This window comes from Paracoccus sp. T5, assembly GCF_048538155.2.
Classification (GTDB): domain Bacteria; phylum Pseudomonadota; class Alphaproteobacteria; order Rhodobacterales; family Rhodobacteraceae; genus Paracoccus.
On sequence record NZ_CM135809.1, the window covers coordinates 1,729,968 to 1,748,958 of the forward strand.

Sequence of the window (18,991 nt, forward strand, 5' to 3'; positions counted from 1 at the left end):
CTTTCCTCATTACATAGGAGACGCGCCTGCCATTGCCACCCCGCGACCCTTGCGCGACGTGACGCAAGGGCGTATCGCCTGACCGCAAAAGGAGCCTTCAGATGAAATTTCTCGACCTCGCCAAAGTCTATATCCGCTCGGGCGGCGGTGGCGCGGGCTGCGTGTCCTTCCGGCGCGAGAAGTTCATCGAATATGGCGGCCCCGATGGCGGCGACGGCGGCAAGGGCGGCGATGTCTGGGCCGAGGCGGTCGAGGGGCTGAACACGCTGATCGATTTCCGCTATCAGCAGCACTTCTTCGCCAAGTCGGGCCAGCACGGCATGGGCAGCCAGATGACCGGCAAATCGGCCGATGACGTCGTGCTGCGCGTGCCCGTGGGCACCGAGATCCTGGAAGAGGACGAAGAGACGGTCATTGCCGACCTGACCGAGGTCGGGCAGCGCGTGCTGCTGGCCAAGGGCGGCAACGGGGGCTGGGGCAACCTGCATTTCAAGTCCTCGACCAACCGGTCGCCCCGCACCGCCAATCCCGGCCTGGAGGGCGTGGAGCGCACAATCTGGCTGCGGCTGAAGCTGATCGCCGACAGCGGCCTGGTGGGCCTGCCGAATGCCGGCAAGTCGACCTTCCTGGCCGCGGTGTCGAATGCGCGCCCGAAGATCGCCGACTATCCGTTCACCACGCTGCACCCGAACCTGGGCGTCGTCGGCGTCGACGGGCACGAATTCGTCATGGCCGACATCCCGGGCCTGATCGAAGGCGCGAGCGAGGGCAGGGGCCTGGGCGACCAGTTCCTGGGCCATGTCGAGCGCAGCAACGTGCTGTTGCACCTGGTCGACGGCACGTCCGAGACCGTGGCCGTAGATGCGCGCACCATCCTGACCGAGCTTGCGGCCTATTCTCCCGTCCTGATGCAGAAGCCGCGGGTGACGGCGCTGAACAAGATCGACGCGCTGGAGGACGAGGTCCTGGCCCAACGCCGCGCCGAGCTGGAGGCCGAGCTGGGCCACCCCGTGTTGCTGATGTCGGGCGTGGCGCGGACCGGCGTGACCGACGTGCTGCGCGCCCTTTGGGCCAGGATCGAGCCGACGCGGGCGCCCACCCGGTCCGACGACGCCGAAGGGGCATGGCAGCCGTGACGTCGCCGGCGCTGGCACAGGCGCGGCGGCTGGTCGTCAAGGTCGGCTCTGCACTTCTGGTGGGGCCGGAGGGGCTGCGGGGCGAATGGCTGCGCGGGCTGTGCGACGACGTGGCGGATTGGCGCGCGCGCGGCTGTGACGTGGTGCTGGTGTCATCGGGCTCGATCGCCCTGGGCCGGCGGGTCCTGGGTCTGCCGCCGGGAACCCTGCCGCTGGAACAGGCGCAGGCCGCCGCGGCCGTGGGCCAGATCCGCCTGGCACGGGCCTATGAGGAGGCGCTGGCCCCGCATGGCGTGACCACGGCGCAGGTGCTGCTGACGCTGGAGGACAGCGCCGACCGCCGGCGTTACCTGAACAGCCGTGCCACGATGCAGACGCTGCTGGCCCTGGGCGTCGTGCCCATCGTGAACGAGAATGACACGGTCGCCACGGACGAGATCCGTTTTGGCGACAACGACCGCCTGGCCGCGCAGATCGCGGTGACCTGCGGCGCCGACCAGTTGCTGCTGCTGTCGGACGTGGACGGGCTTTATACCTCGAACCCCAAGACCGATCCCGCCGCCCAGCACCTGCCGCTGATCGAGGCGATCACGCCCGAGATCGAGGCGATGGGGGGCGATCCGGTCTCGGGCCTCTCCAAAGGCGGCATGAAGACCAAGCTGATGGCCGCGCGCACCGCGGTGGCGGGCGGCTGTGCGATGGCCATCGCCGAGGGTTCGGTGCTGCGTCCGCTGTCGGCCGTGGCTCAGGGCGCCCGCACCAGCTGGTTCCTGCCCGAGGCGGACCCGCAACTGGCGCGCAAGCGCTGGATAGCGGCGATGAAGCCCAAAGGCACGGTCAGCATCGATGCAGGGGCTGTGCAGGCGCTTGGGCGGGGGAAATCGCTGCTGCCCGCCGGCGTCGTCGCGGTCGAGGGCAGTTTCGGGCGGGGCGATCCGGTGGCGATCGCCGGCCCCCAGGGCCAGCGGCTGGCGACGGGCCTGATCCGCTACACCGCCGTCGAGGCGCGGCTGATCGCCGGCCACCAGTCGGCGCAGATCGAGACGATCCTGGGCTATCCCGGCCGCGCGGCGCTGGTCCACCGCGACGACATGGCGCTCTGACGGCTTTCCTGGATCGCGTCACCCGCCCACGGGCTTGCCGCGCCCGGCCGGCAACAAGGTGCTGCGGGTCTGGACAAGGCTGACCGCATCCGGCCCCGGCTCGGGCAGTGCCAGGACCGCCCGGCGCAGCAGGTCGATCGCCTCCTCGCTGCTGCGGGGCAGATCGGCCGCGGCGATCGGCGCGCCGATGGTGACGCGATAGGATTGGCGGGTCTTGTTCAGCACCTCGTTGAACAGCGTCACGTCGCGCAGCGTCGGGTGGATGCGGTCAAACAGGTAGAACAGCGCTGAGTTCCGGGCGCGGATGCGCAGCGGGATCACCGGCACGTCGAACTTGCGCGCGATCATCGCGGCGCTGGCCATCCACGGGCGTTCGTGCAGGGTCAGGCCGCGCCGCTTGGCCAGCCGGCCCGAAGGGAAGATCAGGCCGATCCGGCCCGCGCCCAGGGCGTCGCGCGTGTAATCCATGGTCGCGCGGGTCTTGGCATGGCTGCGCTTCTCGACCCGCCATTCAACAGGGGCGATCATCTCGATCATCTGTGGCAGGACGCGGATCATGTCATGGTTGGCATAGATGAAGAGGTCGTCGCGCAACTGCGAGATGACGGCATTGAGGAAGATCCCGTCCGCGATGCCCGTCGGATGGTTCGCCACGATCAGCGCCGGGCCCGTTGCCGGCAGATGCTCGATCCCCTCCACCCGCAGGTCGCGAACCACCAGGTCGCACATGCGCCGGAAGATCTCGGCCGACGGCAGGTCGCGGAATTCGGTTCCCAGTTCAACGGTGCGGGGATAGCGCAGCAGATGCATCATCAGGCGCCGTGCCGCCCGGTGATGCACGCGCCCCGAAAACAGCCAGGGCGCGCGCTCGGCGATCAGCGGGTCGAGACGCGCCTGCATCTCGGCCCTGGTTTCGTCAATGGTGGTCAATCGCTTCCCCCTCGCGGCCCTCAGCGGCCCGCCGCGATCATGCGCGACACCATCTCGCGCGTGTTACGGCTCAAACCCTCAAGGCTCGCGATCCGTTCCAGCGCGGCCCGGGCATGGGCCCGCCGTTCGGCGTCATAGCGGGGCCATGTCTCGAAGGCGGTGGACATGCGGGCGGCGATCTGCGGATTGGCCGCGTCCATGCGGATCAGCCAGTCGGCGGTGAAGTCATAGCCCGAGCCGTCGGCGGCGTGAAAGCCCGCATGGTTGGCCGCCAGCCCGCCCAGCAGCGCGCGGAAGCGGTTGGGGTTCTTCCAGTCGAAATCGTCGCGGGCCGCCAGATCGCGGGCGATCCGCGCCGCGTTCTGGGGCGGTGCCGCCATGACCTGGATGCTGAACCACTTGTCCATGACCAGACGGTTGCCGCCGAACTGATCCAGCAGGACCTGCAGGGCAGCATCCCCTTGTCCCAGCCGCAAAAGCACCGCCAGCGCGGCCATGCGCTCGGTCATGTTGCCGGCAATGCCGAACAGGACCTCCGCGCGCTCGCCCCCGTCGATCCGGCCCAGCAGGCCCAGCGACGCGATCCGCAGCGACCGGCGCGCGGCCGCGTCGGCATCCGGCGAATAGGGGCCGGTGACGGCCATGTCGTCATAGATGTCGGAGAGCAGTTCCTGATGTGTCAGCGTCATGCGCCGCGCCAGGTTGCCGCGCGCGTCATGGATCGCGTCGGGATCGGGCGTGATGCCCTGCGCGGCCAGACGGATCGCGATCTCTTCCTCGCCGGGCAGGTTCAGGCACAGGGCCCGGAAGGCCGGATCGGCCGAGCCGTCGGCCGCCAGCGCGCCGATGGCCTCCACGTAATCCGCCCCCGCGTCGCGCCCCTGCGCCAGTTCGGTCAGCGCGGACAGCGCCAGTTCGCGCCCCGCCTCCCACCGGGCAAAGGGATCGCTGTCATGCGCCAGCAGGAAGGCGCGTGTCGCGTCGTCCAGATCCCGGCGCACCATGACTGGCGCCGAAAAGCCGCGCAGCACCGAGGCCACCGGACGCGCGCCAAGCCCGTCAAAGGCAAAGCTCTGCCGTGCCTCGGTCATTTCCAGGATGCGGGTGGGCACGACCTCGTCGCCATTGGGGCCGATCAGCCCCACCGCAATCGGGATGACCCGTGCGGGCTTGTCCGGCTGGCCGGGCGTGGGCGGCGTCGATTGCGCGAAGGTCAGCGTCAGGGTGCCATCCTGCCATGTCTCGGACATTTCCAGGATGGGGGTGCCTGCATCGGTGTACCAGCGGGAAAACTGCGACAGGTCGCGCCCGGTCGCGTCCTCGAAGACCTTCAGCCAGTCCTCGATGGTGGCCGCGTCGCCGTCGTGGCGGTCGAAATAGAGGTCCAGCGCCCGCCTATAACCTTCGTCGCCCACCAGCGTCTTCAGCATGCCGATGACCTCGGCGCCCTTTTCATAGACGGTGGCGGTGTAGAAGTTGTTGATCTCTTCGTAGCGGTCGGGGCGCGGGGGATGGGCCAAGGGGCCCTGATCCTCGCGGAACTGGCGGGCGCGCAGGGTTTGGACATCCTCGACCCGCTTGACGGCCGCGCTGCGCAGGTCACTGGTGAACTGCTGGTCGCGAAAGACCGTCAGCCCCTCCTTGAGGCATAGCTGGAACCAGTCGCGGCAGGTGATCCGGTTGCCGGTCCAGTTGTGGAAATATTCGTGCGCGATCACCGCCTCGATCCGCTCGTAGTCGGTATCGGTGGCCGTCTCCGGAGAGGCCAGGACCAGTTTCGAGTTGAAGATGTTCAACCCCTTGTTTTCCATGGCACCCATGTTGAAATCTTCGACCGCGACGATGTTGAACACGTCCAGGTCGTATTCGCGGCCATAGACCTCTTCGTCCCATTTCATCGACTTGATGAGCGATTCCATGGCAAAGCCCGCCCGGTCCTGATCGCCGGGCCGCACCCAGACATTCAGATCGACCGGCCGTCCCGAGCGGGTGGTGAAGCGGTCGCTGACCGCCACCAGATCGCCAGCGACCAGCGCGAAGAGGTAACAGGGCTTGGGCCAGGGGTCGTGCCATTCGGCCCATCCGTCGCCCGAGGCGACCGGGTTGCCGTTCGACAGCAGCACCGGCAGGTCGCTGCGCACCGTCACGCGGAAGGTGGTCATGACGTCCGGGCGGTCGGGATAGAAGGTGATGTGGCGGAACCCCTCGGCCTCGCACTGGGTGCAGAAGATGCCGCCGGACAGGTAGAGACCTTCGAAGGCGGTGTTGTCGGCGGGATCGATGGCGACTTCGGTGGCCAGCGTGAAGGGGCCGCGGGGCAGGGCGGCGGCGTGGATGGTCAGACGTTCGTCGGTCCGCGTGACATGGTCTTCGGAAGGGGCCACCCCGTCGATGGTCAGCGCCAGCAGCCGAAGGCCGGCACCGCCGTCCAGGACCAGATCCCGGGCTGCCCCGGTCAATGCGGGCACCAAGTCCAGTTCGGCCCGGACACGGGTGTCCCGCGGGGCCAGCGTGACATCAAGACGCGTCTCGGCCAGGGTGAAGGGATAGGGGCGATAGTCGGCAAGATACTGGACGGGCTGCGGTTTCGTCTGTGGCATCAAGGGCAACCTTTCCTGAAATAATCCGACGCTTGCCGGAACTCGCGCCTATCGGCTGTGTTAATCGCATGAAGGCCGGGTCGCAAGCCGGGCCCCACACCTTAGGATTGACAGCCGGTACGGACTGAACCAGAGGTTCGCGACCTAACCCGGTAAAAACAAAGTCTGAACTGGAGGCCAGCATGAGCTATGATCCGAACGACCCGAACCGCCCGACAACCGGCACGCGTGACCACAAGGAAACCTATGTCGAGCCGGTCGAGCGCCGCTCTTCGGCTCTGCCGCTGATCATCGGGGTTCTTCTGGCACTGGCGCTGGCCTATTTCGTGCTGCAGCGGTTCATGGCCGATGACACCGTGGCCGTCGAAGGCGACACCACGACAGTGACCACCACAGAGACCGAGGTCGAAACGGCAGACCCCGTCGTCGTGACCGAGCCTGCAGAAGAGCCCGCCGTAGAGCCCGCTGCCGAGGCCGAGGTCGAGGACACCGCCGTCACGCCGTTGGCCACGGATACGGACACGACCGTGGTCGAAGTCGAGCCCATCGAAGAGCCGGCCGTTGTCGAAACCGAGCCCGCTGCAGAGACGGCCGTCGATCCCGTTGCGACCGAGCCCGCACCGGCGGGAACCCTGACCACGGACGCGCCCGCGACCGAGGAAGAAGTCCCAGCCGAACCCACCACCACTCCGCTGCCGGACGCGACCGAGCCCGCAACGGAAGAGACCGCACCCGCGAACTGATCCGTTCGACGCCGAAGAACCGAAAGCCCGGTGGCCCCAAGGCCCCGGGCTTTTTCGTGTCGCAAGGCAAAAAGACGCAGCGTCGTTTCCTGTGGCGGTGAGGTCGCTTTCGACCTTCGTCGTGTTCCCCCGGCCTTGTGAAAGATTATTACCCGATGCTATGTGTTCCGCGACAGCGAATTGAACAAGGCGGGGGGCGATGAAGCCATGAAGATCGGCGCGTTGAAAGAGGGCTTCGACGGCGAGGCGCGGGTGGCCATCACCCCGTCCTCGGCGGGGCATCTCGGCAAGCTGGGACATGACGTCCATGTTGAAAGCGGGGCGGGCCAACGCGCCGGCTTTTCGGATGAGGATTATCGCGCCGCCGGCGTCACGGTCTGCCAGACGGCAGCCGAGCTGATCGCCGCGGTGGATGTCGTGGCAAAGGTCCGCCAGCCGACCGAAGCCGAGATCCGCCAGATGCGTGCCGGCCAGACGGTGATCTCGTTTTTCTATCCTGCGCAGAACGCCGAGTTGCTGGCGCTGGCCAAGGAGCAGGGCGTCACCGCCATTGCCATGGACATGGTGCCCCGGATCAGCCGCGCGCAGAAGATGGACGCCCTGTCGTCGATGGCCAATATCGCCGGCTATCGCGCGGTGATCGAGGCTGCAAACAACTTTGGCCGCTTCTTCACGGGCCAGGTCACCGCCGCGGGCAAGGTCCCGCCGGCCAAGGTGCTGGTCGTGGGCGCCGGCGTCGCGGGCCTGGCCGCCATCGGGACCTCGGTGTCGCTTGGCGCCCAGGTCTATGCCTTTGACGTGCGCCCCGAAGTGGCCGAGCAGATCGAATCCATGGGCGCGGAATTCGTGTTCCTTGAATTCGACCAGCCGGTGCAGGATGGATCCGCGACCGGTGGCTATGCGGCGCCGTCCTCGCCGGAATTCCGGGAAAAGCAGCTGGCCAAGTTCCGCGAACTGGCCCCGCAGATGGACATCGTGATCACCACCGCGCTGATCCCCGGCCGCGATGCGCCCAAGCTGTGGACCGCCGACATGGTCGCGGCCATGAAGCAGGGCAGCGTGATCATCGACCTGGCTGCCGAAAAGGGCGGTAACTGCGAGCTGACCGTCCCGGACGAGCGGATTGTCACCGACAACGGCGTCGTGGTCATCGGCTATACCGATTTCCCGTCGCGCATGGGGGCGCAGGCCTCTGAACTCTACGGCAACAACATCCGCCATTTCGTGACCGACCTGACCCCCAAGAAGGACGGCGTCATCCATCACAACATGGAGGATGACGTGATCCGGGGCGCGACGGTGGCCCATGATCATGACGTGACCTGGCCGCCACCGCCGCCCAAGGTCGCGGCCATCGCGGCGCAGCAGCCGAAGGTTCGGAAAAAGGACCCGACCCCGGCCGAGCGTCGCGCCGCCGAGGCCGCGGCCTTCAAGGCCGACACACGGAACCAGGTCCGGCTGCTGGTCGGCGGGGGCCTGCTGCTGCTGCTGATCGGGTTGGTCGCGCCCGCCAGCTTCATGTCGCATTTCATCGTCTTCGTGCTGGCCTGCTTCATCGGCTTCCGCGTGATCTGGAACGTCGCCCATTCGCTGCACACGCCGCTGATGGCGATCACCAACGCCATCAGCTCGATCATCATCCTCGGCGCGCTGATGCAGATCGGCAGCCAATCCGGGTGGGTGGTGCTGCTGGGCGCTCTGGCCGTGCTGATGGCCGGCGTCAATATCTTTGGTGGCTTCATGGTCACCCGGCGCATGCTCGCCATGTTCCAGAAGTCGTAAGGGGGCAGGAATGGAATACGGATTCACCACCGCGGCCTATGTGGTCGCCTCGGTCCTGTTCATCCTGTCGCTTGGCGGGCTGTCGGGACAGGAAAGCGCCAAGCGCGCCATCTGGTACGGCATCGTCGGCATGGCGCTGGCCGTGCTGGCCACGCTGATCGGGCCGGGGGCCGGCAACTGGTTCCTGTCGCTGGTCATGATCGCCATCGGCGGCACCGTCGGCTGGATCGTCGCCAAGCGCGTCCAGATGACTGAGATGCCGCAGCTGGTCGCGGCCATGCATTCGCTGGTCGGCCTGGCAGCCGTCTTTGTCGGCTTCAATGCCCAGATCGAGCTGGCCCGCGTCATGCGTTCCCGCGCCGAGGGCGTCCCCGAGGTCTTTTACGGCTTCGCGGCACTTCTGGCGCACAAGACCTCGGCCGAGATCGCCATGCTGAAGATCGAGGTCTTCCTGGGCATCTTCATCGGCGCCGTCACCTTCACCGGCTCGGTCGTGGCCTTTGGCAAGCTGTCGGGCCGCGTCGACGGCAAGCCCAAGAAGCTGCCCGGCGGCCACATGCTGAACGCGGGCGCGCTGGCCCTGTCGATCCTGTTCGGCATCCTTTATTTCACGGGCGTCGGATCGGGCGTCTTCTGGCTGATCCTGATCACGGCCCTGGCCTTCTTCATCGGCTATCACCTGATCATGGGCATCGGCGGCGCAGACATGCCGGTCGTGGTGTCGATGCTGAACAGCTATTCAGGCTGGGCCGCGGCCGCCATCGGCTTCACGCTTGGCAATGACCTGCTGATCGTCACCGGCGCGCTGGTCGGATCTTCGGGCGCGATCCTGTCCTACATCATGTGCAAGGCGATGAACCGTAACTTTGTCAGCGTGATCCTGGGCGGCTTTGGCGGCGAGACGGGACCCGCGGCCGCCATCGAGGGCGAGCAGACCGCCATCGACGCAGACGGCGTGGCAGCGGCTCTGAACGATGCCGACAGCGTGGTCATCGTGCCGGGCTATGGCATGGCCGTGGCGCAGGCGCAGGGCGCGGTCAGCGAGCTGACCCGCAAGCTGCGCGCCGCGGGCAAGGAGGTTCGTTTCGCGATCCACCCCGTCGCGGGCCGCCTGCCGGGCCACATGAACGTGCTCTTGGCCGAGGCGAAGGTGCCCTATGACATCGTGCTGGAAATGGACGAGATCAACGACGATTTCCCCTCGACCGACGTGGTGATCATCATCGGCTCGAACGACATCGTGAACCCGGCAGCGCAGGACGATCCGAACAGCCCCATCGCCGGCATGCCGGTGCTGGAGGTCTGGCGCGCCAAGCAGGTGTTCGTGTCCAAGCGCGGCCAGGGCACCGGTTATAGCGGCATCGAGAACCCGCTGTTCTTCAAGGAGAACACGCGCATGTTCTATGGCGATGCCAAGGACAGCATCAACAAGCTGCTGCCGATGATCGACTGATCGGGCACCCGAAACAGGCTGTTCGACCCTTTGCGCCCGCCGGATCCCTCCGGCGGGCGCTTCTCAATTTTGCGCGGGACCGGATATGGGCTTGCGCTGGACCCGGGGCTGCGCACAACTGGGGCAGGGGGCCGCTGCCCGCCGATAAGCTCGAGGGATAACAATGGGTCCGGCGACCGAACATCCGCTGCGCTATGCGCTTGTGAACGAACTCCACGCGCGCCCTTCGCCGCAGATGCCCGTTCCGTCGACAACGGTCTTTGTCGCCTTCAAGGAGCCGCAGGACGCCGCCAACCGGGACCGGGGGCTGGACGCGGCCCATCTGCAGGAACTGGTGTCGCGGCATGGCGGCCCGCGCCCGGACGCCGATGACAGCCATTACCAGGGCAGGCTGGGCCGCCATGACCTGAAATGGGAAAGCCATACCGAGTTCGTAAGCTATATGGCCACGACACCCGGCCTGCCGATCCGCCCCTTTGACCCGTCGGCCGCGTCGATCTTTCCCGAGGAATGGCAGCGGTCGGCCCCCGGCCGGCGCGTGGCCGCGGTCATCGTGCAGGTCGACCTGCTGCCTGACGATCCTGCCGAGGCCTTGGCGCGGATCGGCGGCTGGTTCGCCCCCGACAGCCTGGCTGCAGTCTGGGTGCTGGACGAGGCCGCGGTGGTGGCCGGCGATTTTCGCATCGATGCCGACGGCTGGATGCGGTTCGCGGTCTTCGTGCGGCCCGGCACGACGCCGGGCAGGGTGGGCCGGCTGGCCCATCGGGTCGTGGAACTGGAGACCTATCGCGCCATGTCCATGCTGGGCCTGGGGCGGGCCCGCAGTCTCAGCCGTCGCCTGAACGAGCTGGAGCCGCGGCTGACTGCGATCCTGGCCTCGATGAATGACGAGGCGCAGCCGGCCGAGCAGATGCTGCACGAGCTGCTTGCGGTCTCGACCGAGCTGGAGGCGCAGGCGGTCCAGCATTCCTTCCGCTTTGGCGCGACCTCGGCCTATGAGGCGATCGTCCGCGACCGCATCAGCGCGCTGCGCGAGACGCGCTTCCTAGACCGGCAGATGCTGACCGAGTTCATGCGCCGCCGCTATCAGCCCGCGATGCGGACGGTGAAGTCGGCCGAGAACCGGCTGGACACGATGCTGGAACGCGCGGCCCGCGCCGCCGAACTGCTGCGCACCCGCGTCGATGTGGAACGCAGCGCACAGAACCAGAACATCATGGAGCGCATGGACCGGCGCGCCGACCTGCAGCTGCGCCTGCAGCACACGGTCGAGGGCCTGTCGGTCGTGGCCATCAGCTATTACGCGGTCGGGCTGCTGGGCTATGCGCTGGCGCCCGTGGCGGGGCTGGCGGGGGTGGAGAAAAGCCATCTGATCGCCGCGCTGACGCCCCTTGTGGTTCTGGTCGTCTGGTGGGGCATGCGCCGCGTCCGGCGCAGTCTGCACGGGGCCGAACATGGCAGCGGCAATTTGTAGCTTGTGGCACGGGAGCGGCAACGTGATAAGCCATGACCTGCATCACACGGAGCCCGTTCCATGCGTCTCACCCTTGCCCTGCTGACCATTCTGAGCCTTTCCGCCTGCGGCATCCCCTTTGTGCCCTTCATCTGAGAGACCGCCATGTCCAAGACGCTGACGATGTTCGGTCTGGCCCATTGCTCGACCTGCCAGAAGGCACAGGCGGAGCTTGAGGCGCATGGTTGGACGGTCCAGTTCCGCGATGTCCAGCAAGAGCCGCTGTCCGAGGAGGAGCGCCGGTCCCTGGTGTCTGATTTCGGGGATAAGATTATCAACCGGGCCAGCCTGACTTGGCGCGGCATGTCCGAGGATCAGCGCTCCGCTGATCCGGTGGCGATGATGGGCGAAAAGCCAAGCGTCATGAAGCGGCCCGCGATCCGGACCGGTGACAGGACGCTGCTGGGCTGGACGGCCAATGTGAAGCGGGCGCTGGACGTGCCTGCCTGAGGATCAGCCCCTGCGGCTGGCCAGCGAGGCCAGCAGCGGGCGCACGCCGGTCAGGTCGTAGCCCGCCTTGGCGGCTGTCTCGATGATCTCGTCCTCGGGCAGCTTGCCGGCCTGGTTCAGCGCCCAGAGCACGGTACAGCGGTTCCCCGATCGGCAATAGGCAATGACGGGTCCACGGCCGACCGTTGCGGAGCCGAAGTCCGAGATCAGCTGCGGCGTGACCTGGCCGGGGTGGAAGGGCAGGTAGTGATAGCTCATCCCCGCATCGGCCGCCGCCTGCGCCATCACATCATGGTCGATCTCGGGTCCGACCTCGTCATCGGGCCGGTTGTTGACCAGGACCTTGAACCCGGCCTCGGCCAGGACGGGCACATCCTCGGGCATGATCTGCGGCGAGACGGCAAGGGTGGGGCTGAGCTGACGCAGATCCATGGGCGGCCTTCCTGCAAGGTGACATCCGCGACCTGCCGGGTTTGCGCCACGCTTGTCAAGCTGCTGTCGGCCCCGCGCTGGCCGGTCGGCGGTTACGCGGCCACGGTTTCCATGATCAGACGGGGCAGCTCGTCGAAGCTGTCGAAGGAGGCCAGATGCGGCAGCTCGCTGACCGGCCGCAGCCGATAACCCCGCGTGAAGATCAGGAAAGGCACCGGCACGGCCGCGGCACAATCGGCGTCGAATTCGCTGTCGCCGACATAGATGGCATTCGGTGTGTCGCCCGTGACCCCCAGAAGATCCAGCGCCGCGCGGAGGGGGGCAGGATCAGGCTTTTTCTGCGGCAGCGAGTCACCCCCGATCACCGCCGACATCATCGAAGCGAGCCCGAAATGTTCCAGGATCACGCGGGTGGGCCCCAAGGGCTTGTTCGTGCAGATGCCCAAGAGATGGCCGGCATCGGCCAGGCGCCCCAAGGCTTCGGTCACCCCGGGGAAGACCCGTGTCAGCGCCGTCGCATCATGATAGCGGGCCATGAAGGCCGCAACCAGGTCCGGCCTGTGCACCGGATCAATGCCCGTGGCCGCGATCACCCGCGTCCAGAGAAGGTCGACGCCCCCTCCGATGAAGCTGCGCACCCGATCGAGACCAAGCGGAGAGATCCCGTTCTGGCGCAGGACCGCGTTCACACAGGCATGAATGTCCGGCGCGCTGTCGATCAGCGTGCCGTCGAGGTCAAAGACGATCGGGCAGGGCGCCAGCATGTTCATTCCGCTTTCCATTTTATAGAACAACCTATTGATGCTACTTGCGCTTTCGGTCCTTGACCAGTCTCTGCGATCATGATCATGGCCTCAAACAGCTCGCGCCGCGCATCACCTGGTCCCGGGGTGCGGCCCGAGGCATCGAGGCGGCCCCGATACTGCAACCGGCCCTCCGAGTTGTAGCCGAAAAAGTCAGGTGTGCATTCCGCGCCATAGGCACGCGCCACGTCCTGATTTTCGTCATAGAGGTAGGGAAAACGGAACCCCATGTCTTGCGCAAGGCGCGCCATCTCTTCGGGTCCATCCTGGGGATATTCGGCTACATCATTGGCAGAAATTGCCACGACGCCGATCCCGTAATCCAGCAGCTCGTGAGCGTCCCTCACGATGCGGTCGAGGATCGAGCGGACATAGGGGCAGTGATTGCAGATGAACATGACCAAGGTCCCGCGCGACCCCTTCAGTTTTTCAAGGCTGCTGAATGTGCCTAGACCATCGGGCAGCGAGAAGTCGTGCCACGAGGTGCCGAAGTCACAGAAGGGCGGCGAAACAGCCATGGCATTCTCCGATGTTACCAAGTCGAATGTGTTCGACCGGGATTACTTCAGCAACGTAAAAAATGGTGGCAACCTAGCTACATTTGGTGCTGTTAATTACATAATACTGATTATTCATGATACGGCTTAGACTGGGTATGCGCTGTCTTGGAGCGCTAATTTGAGACCTTTCGATGAGAAAACAACATGCGAGTGAAGGTCCACTACAGCCGCCTATTCCTCTCTGAGCACCGCGAAGTTGAATGGGTGCGGCGGATGAGGCTCAGCCTTGACGAGATGGCGCACAGCAATACCGGCAGCGCAAGCGTCGGCTTCCGAATTTTGCGCCGGAACTCCGCATCTTGCTCCGCCCAGCTAACATCGCGTCGCAAGCAGTTCTTTACTGAGAGGCAAACTTTGTGCTTACCCGGCTGAGTACGGCCCCGCAAATGCCACCACGATGATCGAGCGCACTAGCCGCTTTCTGGGCGCTTTGAAGAACACCGAAAAGCACACCAAGCCGATCATGACGAAGATCGCCCGATCGCTCACGCCCCTGCCCTGCATGCCTGCCGATCGATCACCGGCTCCGAGTTCATCGGCTGGCGGCATCTACAAGCCCAAGGTCGGTCCGCGGACCAGCTTTGCGAAGCACAGGCGTCGACTGATCGGCGCATCTTCGGAAAAGCCATCCTTAGGGACAACCGCGCAAGCAGACAGCCAGTTCCAAACGGCGGGGCCGCCCTGCCTACGTTTCAGACTGGGGCTCAGCCGACAAAATACCCGCCCCTGTAAGATGCATTGTTAAGATAAGCTCACGCCAATGCAGCAAAGGGAACTCTCGCGACTTCGCAGGAGTCTAACCAAGGACACACGAACTTAGACAAAAGGAACATCATCATGCGTATTGTTGCAGCCGGTCTTCTTGGCGCCGCCCTGCTGGTTTCGGCCTGCGGAAACACCGTCACCGAACGTGCCGCCACGGGCGGCGTCGGTGGTGCCGCGATGGCGGGTCCGGTGGGTGCCGTTGTCGGCGGAACGGTCGGGGCCGTCAGCGCGGTCAACTGATCTGCCGCCTTTCTTCACGAACGGCCGCGCCTTACCGGTGCGGCCGTTCTGCATGGTCTTGCGACCGGGCCAGCCATCGCCTACATCTGTATCGAGCGATAAGAGGACCTGTTCATGGCGATGGAAGCGCATGATATCGAAGCCCTAATCCGGGCAGCCTTTCCCGATGCGCGGATTACGATCACCGACCTCGCGGGCGACGGCAACCACTATGCCGCCGAAGTCGTCGATGAAAGCTTCCGGGGCCAGAACCGTGTGCAGCAGCAGCGTGCCGTCTATGCCGCGCTTCAGGGCAGGATGGATGGCCCCTCGGGCGCCCTGCATGCCTTGGCGCTGACGACCAAGGCCCCTGACTGAGATCGGGTACCCCTGCCCCACGACCTTCAAGGCCCCACCTGGGTCTTAGACCAAGAGGACTTCCCAGATGAGCGACGTCACCAACCGCATCCAGGATCTGATCGACCGCAACGACGTCGTCCTGTTCATGAAGGGCACGCGTGACATGCCCCAATGCGGCTTTTCCAGCCGCGTTGCGGGCGTGCTGAACTACATGGCGATTCCCTATCAGGATGTGAACGTCCTGTCCGATGCGGATATCCGCCAGGGGATCAAGGATTTTTCCGATTGGCCGACGATCCCGCAGCTTTATGTGAAGGGGGAATTTGTCGGCGGATGCGACATCATCACCGAAATGACGCTCTCGGGGGAACTGGACCAACTGCTGGACCAGAAAGGCATCAGCTTCGACAAGGCCGCCGCCGACAAGATCCGCGAAGCAAACGCCTGATCGCGCCTAGCTATCAGTTCGCCGCTAAGACCTTGCGGGTCTTGGCGGCGAATTGATTTAAATTTGCTTGCTTCACTCATCCGGCGGTGGAACTCTGGGCGCAGCATGACGCACCCGCATTTCACCTTTGTCGTCCTTGAAAAGGATCATTTCGTGGCGCAGGACATGTGCGCGGGCTTGGTCGATGCGGCACCGGGTTGTCAGTTCCTTCATCTTGCAGTGTCCGACATTCCTGATGACCTGCTTGCGACGCTGGCCGGCAGTAGCGGCTTGCCGGTTCTGGTCACCAAGGCGCAGATCAGCGAGATGGACGGGTGCGCCTTGGTTCGCGACTGGACCAGGAACGGCTGGCCCATTGTTCTGAGGCTCGGCATCGATCCCGTCGAGGATATTCGCGCACGCGGATGGTATTCCTTGGCAGCGCCCTTTACCCGTGACGACTTGGACGACTTGGTGCGGCGCTTGACGCTTGGTGAAAAGGATCGCCGGTTGGCATGAAAAAGGGCGCCCGAGGCGCCCTTTTTTGTTGATCACATAAGGTCGTCGGGATCATGATCACCATCACGCCTGCGGTTTTCCTGCAGCTTTGCCGCCAGCGTGATGCCCACCGCCAAGGCTCCGATCGCCTTGGCCATGCCGGCCGAACCTACAGTGGTGGGCCTGGGGTTCAAGGACGGCTGAGTGAAAACATGGCGTGGAGGCCGGGGCTGCTGCCCCGACAGGCCGACGGCGCGCGCAGTCTCCCGCACTGTTCCGAAGACCTTCTGCTCCGCATCACTCGCCAGCTTCGACGCGCGATAGCTTGCCTGATCCATCAGCGCATGCGCCTTGGTTTCGGCCATGTCCATCACGCGTGCCGCCTCGGCGCGGGCCTTGGCGGCGGCTGCGTCCGCAGCCAGCGTCACCCGGGCCTCCACCTCGCGCTTGAGGTCATCCGTGCTGGGCATCTCGTGCTTGCGACGCGATCCGATTGCGATCAGCAGCGCCGCGATCACGCCCAGCAGGACCCCGACCGCCAGCGATGCCAGCGCCGATCCCCAGCCAAGCTCCGTGGCCAAGAATGACCACAAAGCTGCCAGCAGGAAACCTCCCGCGATCAGCGCCACCACCCCGGCTCCCGCCTTCAGGGCAGTGCGCCGCGCAGTGTCGCCCAGAGCCAGTTGAACCTTTCGCGCGAAGTCGAACATGCTGGGACCCCTCAGCGGCGCGCGATCAGCAGGCCGACCAGAAAGCCGATGCCGGCCGCGATGCCCAAGGCTTGGGCCGGGTTGCGGCGAACCATTTCCGACACTTCGTCATAACGCTCTTCGGCGTATTGCGCGACGTCCTGCGCACGCTGCTGACCGGCCTCGTAAAGGCGCTCGGCCTCGACGCGCGCGCGGTCGGCATATTCGCGGCCCGCTTCCATCGCGTTGCTGGCCATGGCCGCGCCACGCTCGCCAAGGCGGTCGGCCGCGTCATTGTCGGACAGGTTGCTCGCGGTCTTGCGGGCATCGTCGGCCATCCGGTCTGCACCTTCCTGCAGATCGCGCTTGGCCTTGTTGGCGGCGGCGTTGGCGTCGCGTTTCATGTCGTCTGCGGTGGGGTTCTGTGCCATGCTAAGTCCTTTCACAGGTGCAATATCACCTTCCGTGACCAAACCGTCAGGTGATGATGATCGTTCCCTGCGGACGCAAATTCTTTCATGGAATTCAGCGGAGGAAAGGAAAGAGCGTGGTAGGGGCGGCCGGACTCGAACCGGCACTCATTGCTGAAACGGATTTTGAATCCGTCGCGTCTACCATTCCGCCACGCCCCCGAAACATCGGCGCTCTTTCGGCGCGGCCCCTGCGGGCCTGGTTGATCGGTAAATCCACCGGCGGGAATTTGCAAGGGGCAGACACGCGGGCCCCCTGCCCCTTTTCATCAGCCGCTCAGGCGCGGCCCAGCTTGGCCAGGCGCGCATCCCGCAGTCGGCTGAAATCGTCCCCGGCATGATAGGAGGACCGCGTCAGCGGCGTCGCAGAAACCATCAGGAAGCCCTTGCCATAGGCGGCTTTCTCATAGCCCGCGAACTCCTCGGGCGTGACAAAGCGGTCCACGCGATGGTGCTTGGGGCTGGGCTGCAGATACTGGCCGATGGTGATGAAGTCGATATCGGCGGCGCGCATGTCGTCCATGACCTGCAACACGCCCTGACGATCCTCGCCCAGGCCGACCATGATCCCCGACTTGGTGAACATGGCCGGGTCCAGTTCCTTGACCCGCTGCAGCAGCCGCAGCGAATGGAAATAGCGCGCACCGGGCCGCACCGACGGATAAAGGCCGGGCACGGTCTCCAGGTTGTGGTTGAAGACATCGGGCCGCGCCTCGACCACGGTTTCCAGGGCGCCGGGCGTCGATTTGAGGAAGTCGGGCGTCAGCACCTCGATCGTGGACTGGGGAGAGCGGTGGCGGATCGCGCGGATGGTCTGGGCGAAATGCTCGGCCCCGCCGTCGTCGAGGTCGTCGCGGTCGACGCTGGTGATCACCACGTGGTTCAGGCCCAGCTTGGCGACGGCATGGGCCACGCGGCCGGGTTCGAACGCGTCCAGCGTCTGCGGCTTGCCGGTGGCGACATTGCAGAAGGTGCAGCCGCGGGTGCAGATCTCACCCATGATCATCATGGTCGCGTGGCCCTGGCTCCAGCACTCGCCCACGTTCGGACAGCCCGCCTCCTCGCAGACGGTGGACAGGCGGTTTTCGCGCAGGAGGTCGCGCGTCTGCTTGTAGCCGGCCGAGGTGGGCGCCTTGACCCGGATCCAGTCCGGCTTCTTGGGCTGGGCCTGGTCGGGGCGATGCGCCTTTTCCGGGTGACGCTGGTCCGGGAGCCTGAGGTCGCGCAAGGTCATGGTCCTTTCGGTCGCGGTTCTGTCGGAAATACAGGTATTTCTTTTGCTTGGCAACGCGCGGAGCTGGCATGCCTCCGCATGGCAGCCATGACTATGCGCTTTTGCCGCGCCGCGGCATTGCCCTTGCCGCGGCGCGGCGTTACTTCTGCGCGCGAAGGGGCGGCCGTTATGCCGCCTCCGTGACGCCCGACGACAGACAGGAGCCACCATGAAACCCGGATCGAAACTGCCCGACGTAACCTTCCGCACGCGCGTTCGCGACGAAGCCGTGGGCGGCCCGAACCCCTATCGCTGGCAGGACATGACCACGGCCGATTATTTTGCCGGCAAGCGGGTCGTCCTGTTCTCGCTGCCCGGCGCCTTCACGCCGACCTGCTCGACCTACCAGCTGCCGGGCTTCGAAAAGGCCCATGGCCAGCTCAAGGATCTGGGCATCGACGCGATCTATTGCCTGTCGGTCAATGACAGCTTCGTCATGAACCAATGGGCCAAGTCGCAGAACCTGCAGAACGTGACGGTGATCCCGGACGGTTCGGGCGAGTTCACCGAGAAGGCCGGCATGCTGGTGCGCAAGGACAACCTGGGCTTTGGCCCGCGCAGCTGGCGCTATGCCGCCGTGGTCAATGACGGCGTGGTCGAGGCCTGGTTCGAAGAGCCCGGCCGCTGCGACGACTGCGCCGAGGACCCCTATGGCGAGACCTCGCCCGAGGCCGTCGTGGCCTGGGTCCAGAACGCCCGGGTGTCCGAGGACGCCTGAGCCCGCCGACAGGCACGACGACCCTAGGGGCCGGCCATGCGCCGGCCCTTTCCTGTTCGTGATGCCG

The 18,991-nt window shown here is 65.6% G+C and carries 21 protein-coding genes and 1 tRNA gene; 13 read left to right on the forward strand and 9 right to left on the reverse strand.

Translation table 11 applies throughout. The annotated features are described in order from the left end of the window. Positions 1-101: 101 nt before the first annotated feature. Both obgE and proB read left to right on the forward strand, forming a co-directional pair. Entirely contained in the window at positions 102-1,136 is a 1,035-nt protein-coding gene (obgE, locus tag ACNR9W_RS08530; RefSeq protein WP_419267803.1) for a GTPase ObgE, read from the forward strand. Next, positions 1,124-2,239 carry a glutamate 5-kinase gene (gene proB, locus ACNR9W_RS08535; protein WP_458478478.1) on the forward strand — a complete coding sequence of 372 codons (1,116 nt, stop codon included), beginning with the start codon at positions 1,124-1,126 and terminating at the stop codon, positions 2,237-2,239. The genes obgE and proB overlap by 13 nt, the downstream gene beginning before the upstream one ends. 18 nt (positions 2,240-2,257) lie before the next feature. Here the strand turns inward: proB and ACNR9W_RS08540 are convergent, their stop codons facing one another. Next, on the reverse strand, positions 2,258-3,139 hold the full coding sequence (locus ACNR9W_RS08540) for a 1-acyl-sn-glycerol-3-phosphate acyltransferase (RefSeq protein ID WP_419267800.1): 882 nt from the start codon (positions 3,137-3,139) through the stop codon (positions 2,258-2,260). Positions 3,140-3,189: 50 nt separating this feature from the next. Then, positions 3,190-5,769 carry an aminopeptidase N gene (gene pepN, locus ACNR9W_RS08545; RefSeq protein ID WP_419267778.1) on the reverse strand — a complete coding sequence of 860 codons (2,580 nt, stop codon included), beginning with the start codon at positions 5,767-5,769 and terminating at the stop codon, positions 3,190-3,192. A 182-nt stretch (positions 5,770-5,951) separates the two neighbouring features. On the opposite strand from pepN, the gene ACNR9W_RS08550 reads away from it, so the two are divergent. The 5 genes from ACNR9W_RS08550 (at position 5,952) to ACNR9W_RS08570 (ending at position 11,710) form a co-directional block, all read left to right on the forward strand. Next, positions 5,952-6,512: a hypothetical protein gene (locus tag ACNR9W_RS08550; protein WP_419267777.1), complete on the forward strand. Its 561-nt coding sequence runs from the start codon at positions 5,952-5,954 to the stop codon at positions 6,510-6,512. A gap of 207 nt (positions 6,513-6,719) precedes the next feature. Continuing rightward, on the forward strand, positions 6,720-8,294 hold the full coding sequence (locus tag ACNR9W_RS08555; protein WP_419267799.1) for a Re/Si-specific NAD(P)(+) transhydrogenase subunit alpha: 1,575 nt from the start codon (positions 6,720-6,722) through the stop codon (positions 8,292-8,294). Between the two features lie 10 nt (positions 8,295-8,304). Then, entirely contained in the window at positions 8,305-9,747 is a 1,443-nt protein-coding gene (locus tag ACNR9W_RS08560; RefSeq protein ID WP_419267776.1) for an NAD(P)(+) transhydrogenase (Re/Si-specific) subunit beta, read from the forward strand. A 163-nt stretch (positions 9,748-9,910) separates the two neighbouring features. Then, a complete protein-coding gene (locus ACNR9W_RS08565) occupies positions 9,911-11,221 on the forward strand; it encodes a DUF3422 family protein (RefSeq protein ID WP_419267775.1) in 1,311 nt (436 codons plus the stop codon). 144 nt (positions 11,222-11,365) lie between these two features. Then, positions 11,366-11,710, forward strand: a complete 345-nt coding sequence (locus tag ACNR9W_RS08570) for an arsenate reductase family protein (RefSeq protein ID WP_419267774.1) — start codon at positions 11,366-11,368, stop codon at positions 11,708-11,710. 3 nt (positions 11,711-11,713) lie between these two features. On the opposite strand, the gene ACNR9W_RS08575 is transcribed toward ACNR9W_RS08570, so the two are convergent. From ACNR9W_RS08575 to ACNR9W_RS08585, 3 genes are all read right to left on the reverse strand, one after another. After that, positions 11,714-12,142: a protein tyrosine phosphatase family protein gene (locus ACNR9W_RS08575; RefSeq protein WP_419267773.1), complete on the reverse strand. Its 429-nt coding sequence runs from the start codon at positions 12,140-12,142 to the stop codon at positions 11,714-11,716. A gap of 92 nt (positions 12,143-12,234) precedes the next feature. Further along, positions 12,235-12,912: a phosphoglycolate phosphatase gene (gene gph, locus ACNR9W_RS08580; RefSeq protein WP_419267772.1), complete on the reverse strand. Its 678-nt coding sequence runs from the start codon at positions 12,910-12,912 to the stop codon at positions 12,235-12,237. Beyond that, entirely contained in the window at positions 12,909-13,409 is a 501-nt protein-coding gene (locus ACNR9W_RS08585; RefSeq protein WP_458478731.1) for a thioredoxin family protein, read from the reverse strand. Before ACNR9W_RS08585 ends, gph begins: the two co-directional genes overlap by 4 nt. Here ACNR9W_RS08585 and ACNR9W_RS08590 point away from each other — a divergent pair. The 5 genes from ACNR9W_RS08590 (at position 13,342) to ACNR9W_RS08610 (ending at position 15,795) form a co-directional block, all read left to right on the forward strand. Continuing rightward, positions 13,342-13,593: a hypothetical protein gene (locus tag ACNR9W_RS08590; protein WP_419267801.1), complete on the forward strand. Its 252-nt coding sequence runs from the start codon at positions 13,342-13,344 to the stop codon at positions 13,591-13,593. The two genes, ACNR9W_RS08585 and ACNR9W_RS08590, sit on opposite strands and share 68 nt — an antisense overlap. A 749-nt stretch (positions 13,594-14,342) precedes the next feature. Continuing rightward, positions 14,343-14,510 carry a hypothetical protein gene (locus ACNR9W_RS08595; protein WP_419267771.1) on the forward strand — a complete coding sequence of 56 codons (168 nt, stop codon included), beginning with the start codon at positions 14,343-14,345 and terminating at the stop codon, positions 14,508-14,510. A 114-nt stretch (positions 14,511-14,624) separates the two neighbouring features. After that, a complete protein-coding gene (locus ACNR9W_RS08600) occupies positions 14,625-14,867 on the forward strand; it encodes a BolA/IbaG family iron-sulfur metabolism protein (RefSeq protein ID WP_111300897.1) in 243 nt (80 codons plus the stop codon). A 67-nt stretch (positions 14,868-14,934) separates the two neighbouring features. Further along, the gene (grxD, locus tag ACNR9W_RS08605) at positions 14,935-15,297 is read left to right on the forward strand and encodes a Grx4 family monothiol glutaredoxin (RefSeq protein WP_419267770.1); all 363 of its coding nucleotides are present in this window, start codon (positions 14,935-14,937) and stop codon (positions 15,295-15,297) included. A 105-nt stretch (positions 15,298-15,402) separates the two neighbouring features. Continuing rightward, positions 15,403-15,795 (forward strand): hypothetical protein, encoded by a 393-nt coding sequence (locus ACNR9W_RS08610; RefSeq protein ID WP_419267769.1) that lies wholly within the window; start codon positions 15,403-15,405, stop codon positions 15,793-15,795. Between the two features lie 32 nt (positions 15,796-15,827). Here the strand turns inward: ACNR9W_RS08610 and ACNR9W_RS08615 are convergent, their stop codons facing one another. From ACNR9W_RS08615 to lipA, 4 genes are all read right to left on the reverse strand, one after another. Then, on the reverse strand, positions 15,828-16,403 hold the full coding sequence (locus ACNR9W_RS08615; RefSeq protein ID WP_419267768.1) for a phage holin family protein: 576 nt from the start codon (positions 16,401-16,403) through the stop codon (positions 15,828-15,830). A 92-nt stretch (positions 16,404-16,495) separates the two neighbouring features. Then, on the reverse strand, positions 16,496-16,894 hold the full coding sequence (locus tag ACNR9W_RS08620) for a DUF883 family protein (RefSeq protein WP_419267767.1): 399 nt from the start codon (positions 16,892-16,894) through the stop codon (positions 16,496-16,498). Positions 16,895-17,011: 117 nt separating this feature from the next. Next, a tRNA-Leu gene (locus ACNR9W_RS08625) sits at positions 17,012-17,095 on the reverse strand. Positions 17,096-17,210: 115 nt separating this feature from the next. Continuing rightward, positions 17,211-18,167 (reverse strand): lipoyl synthase, encoded by a 957-nt coding sequence (gene lipA, locus ACNR9W_RS08630; protein WP_419267766.1) that lies wholly within the window; start codon positions 18,165-18,167, stop codon positions 17,211-17,213. A gap of 208 nt (positions 18,168-18,375) precedes the next feature. On the opposite strand from lipA, the gene ACNR9W_RS08635 reads away from it, so the two are divergent. Then, on the forward strand, positions 18,376-18,924 hold the full coding sequence (locus tag ACNR9W_RS08635; protein WP_419267765.1) for a peroxiredoxin: 549 nt from the start codon (positions 18,376-18,378) through the stop codon (positions 18,922-18,924). Positions 18,925-18,991: the final 67 nt, after the last annotated feature.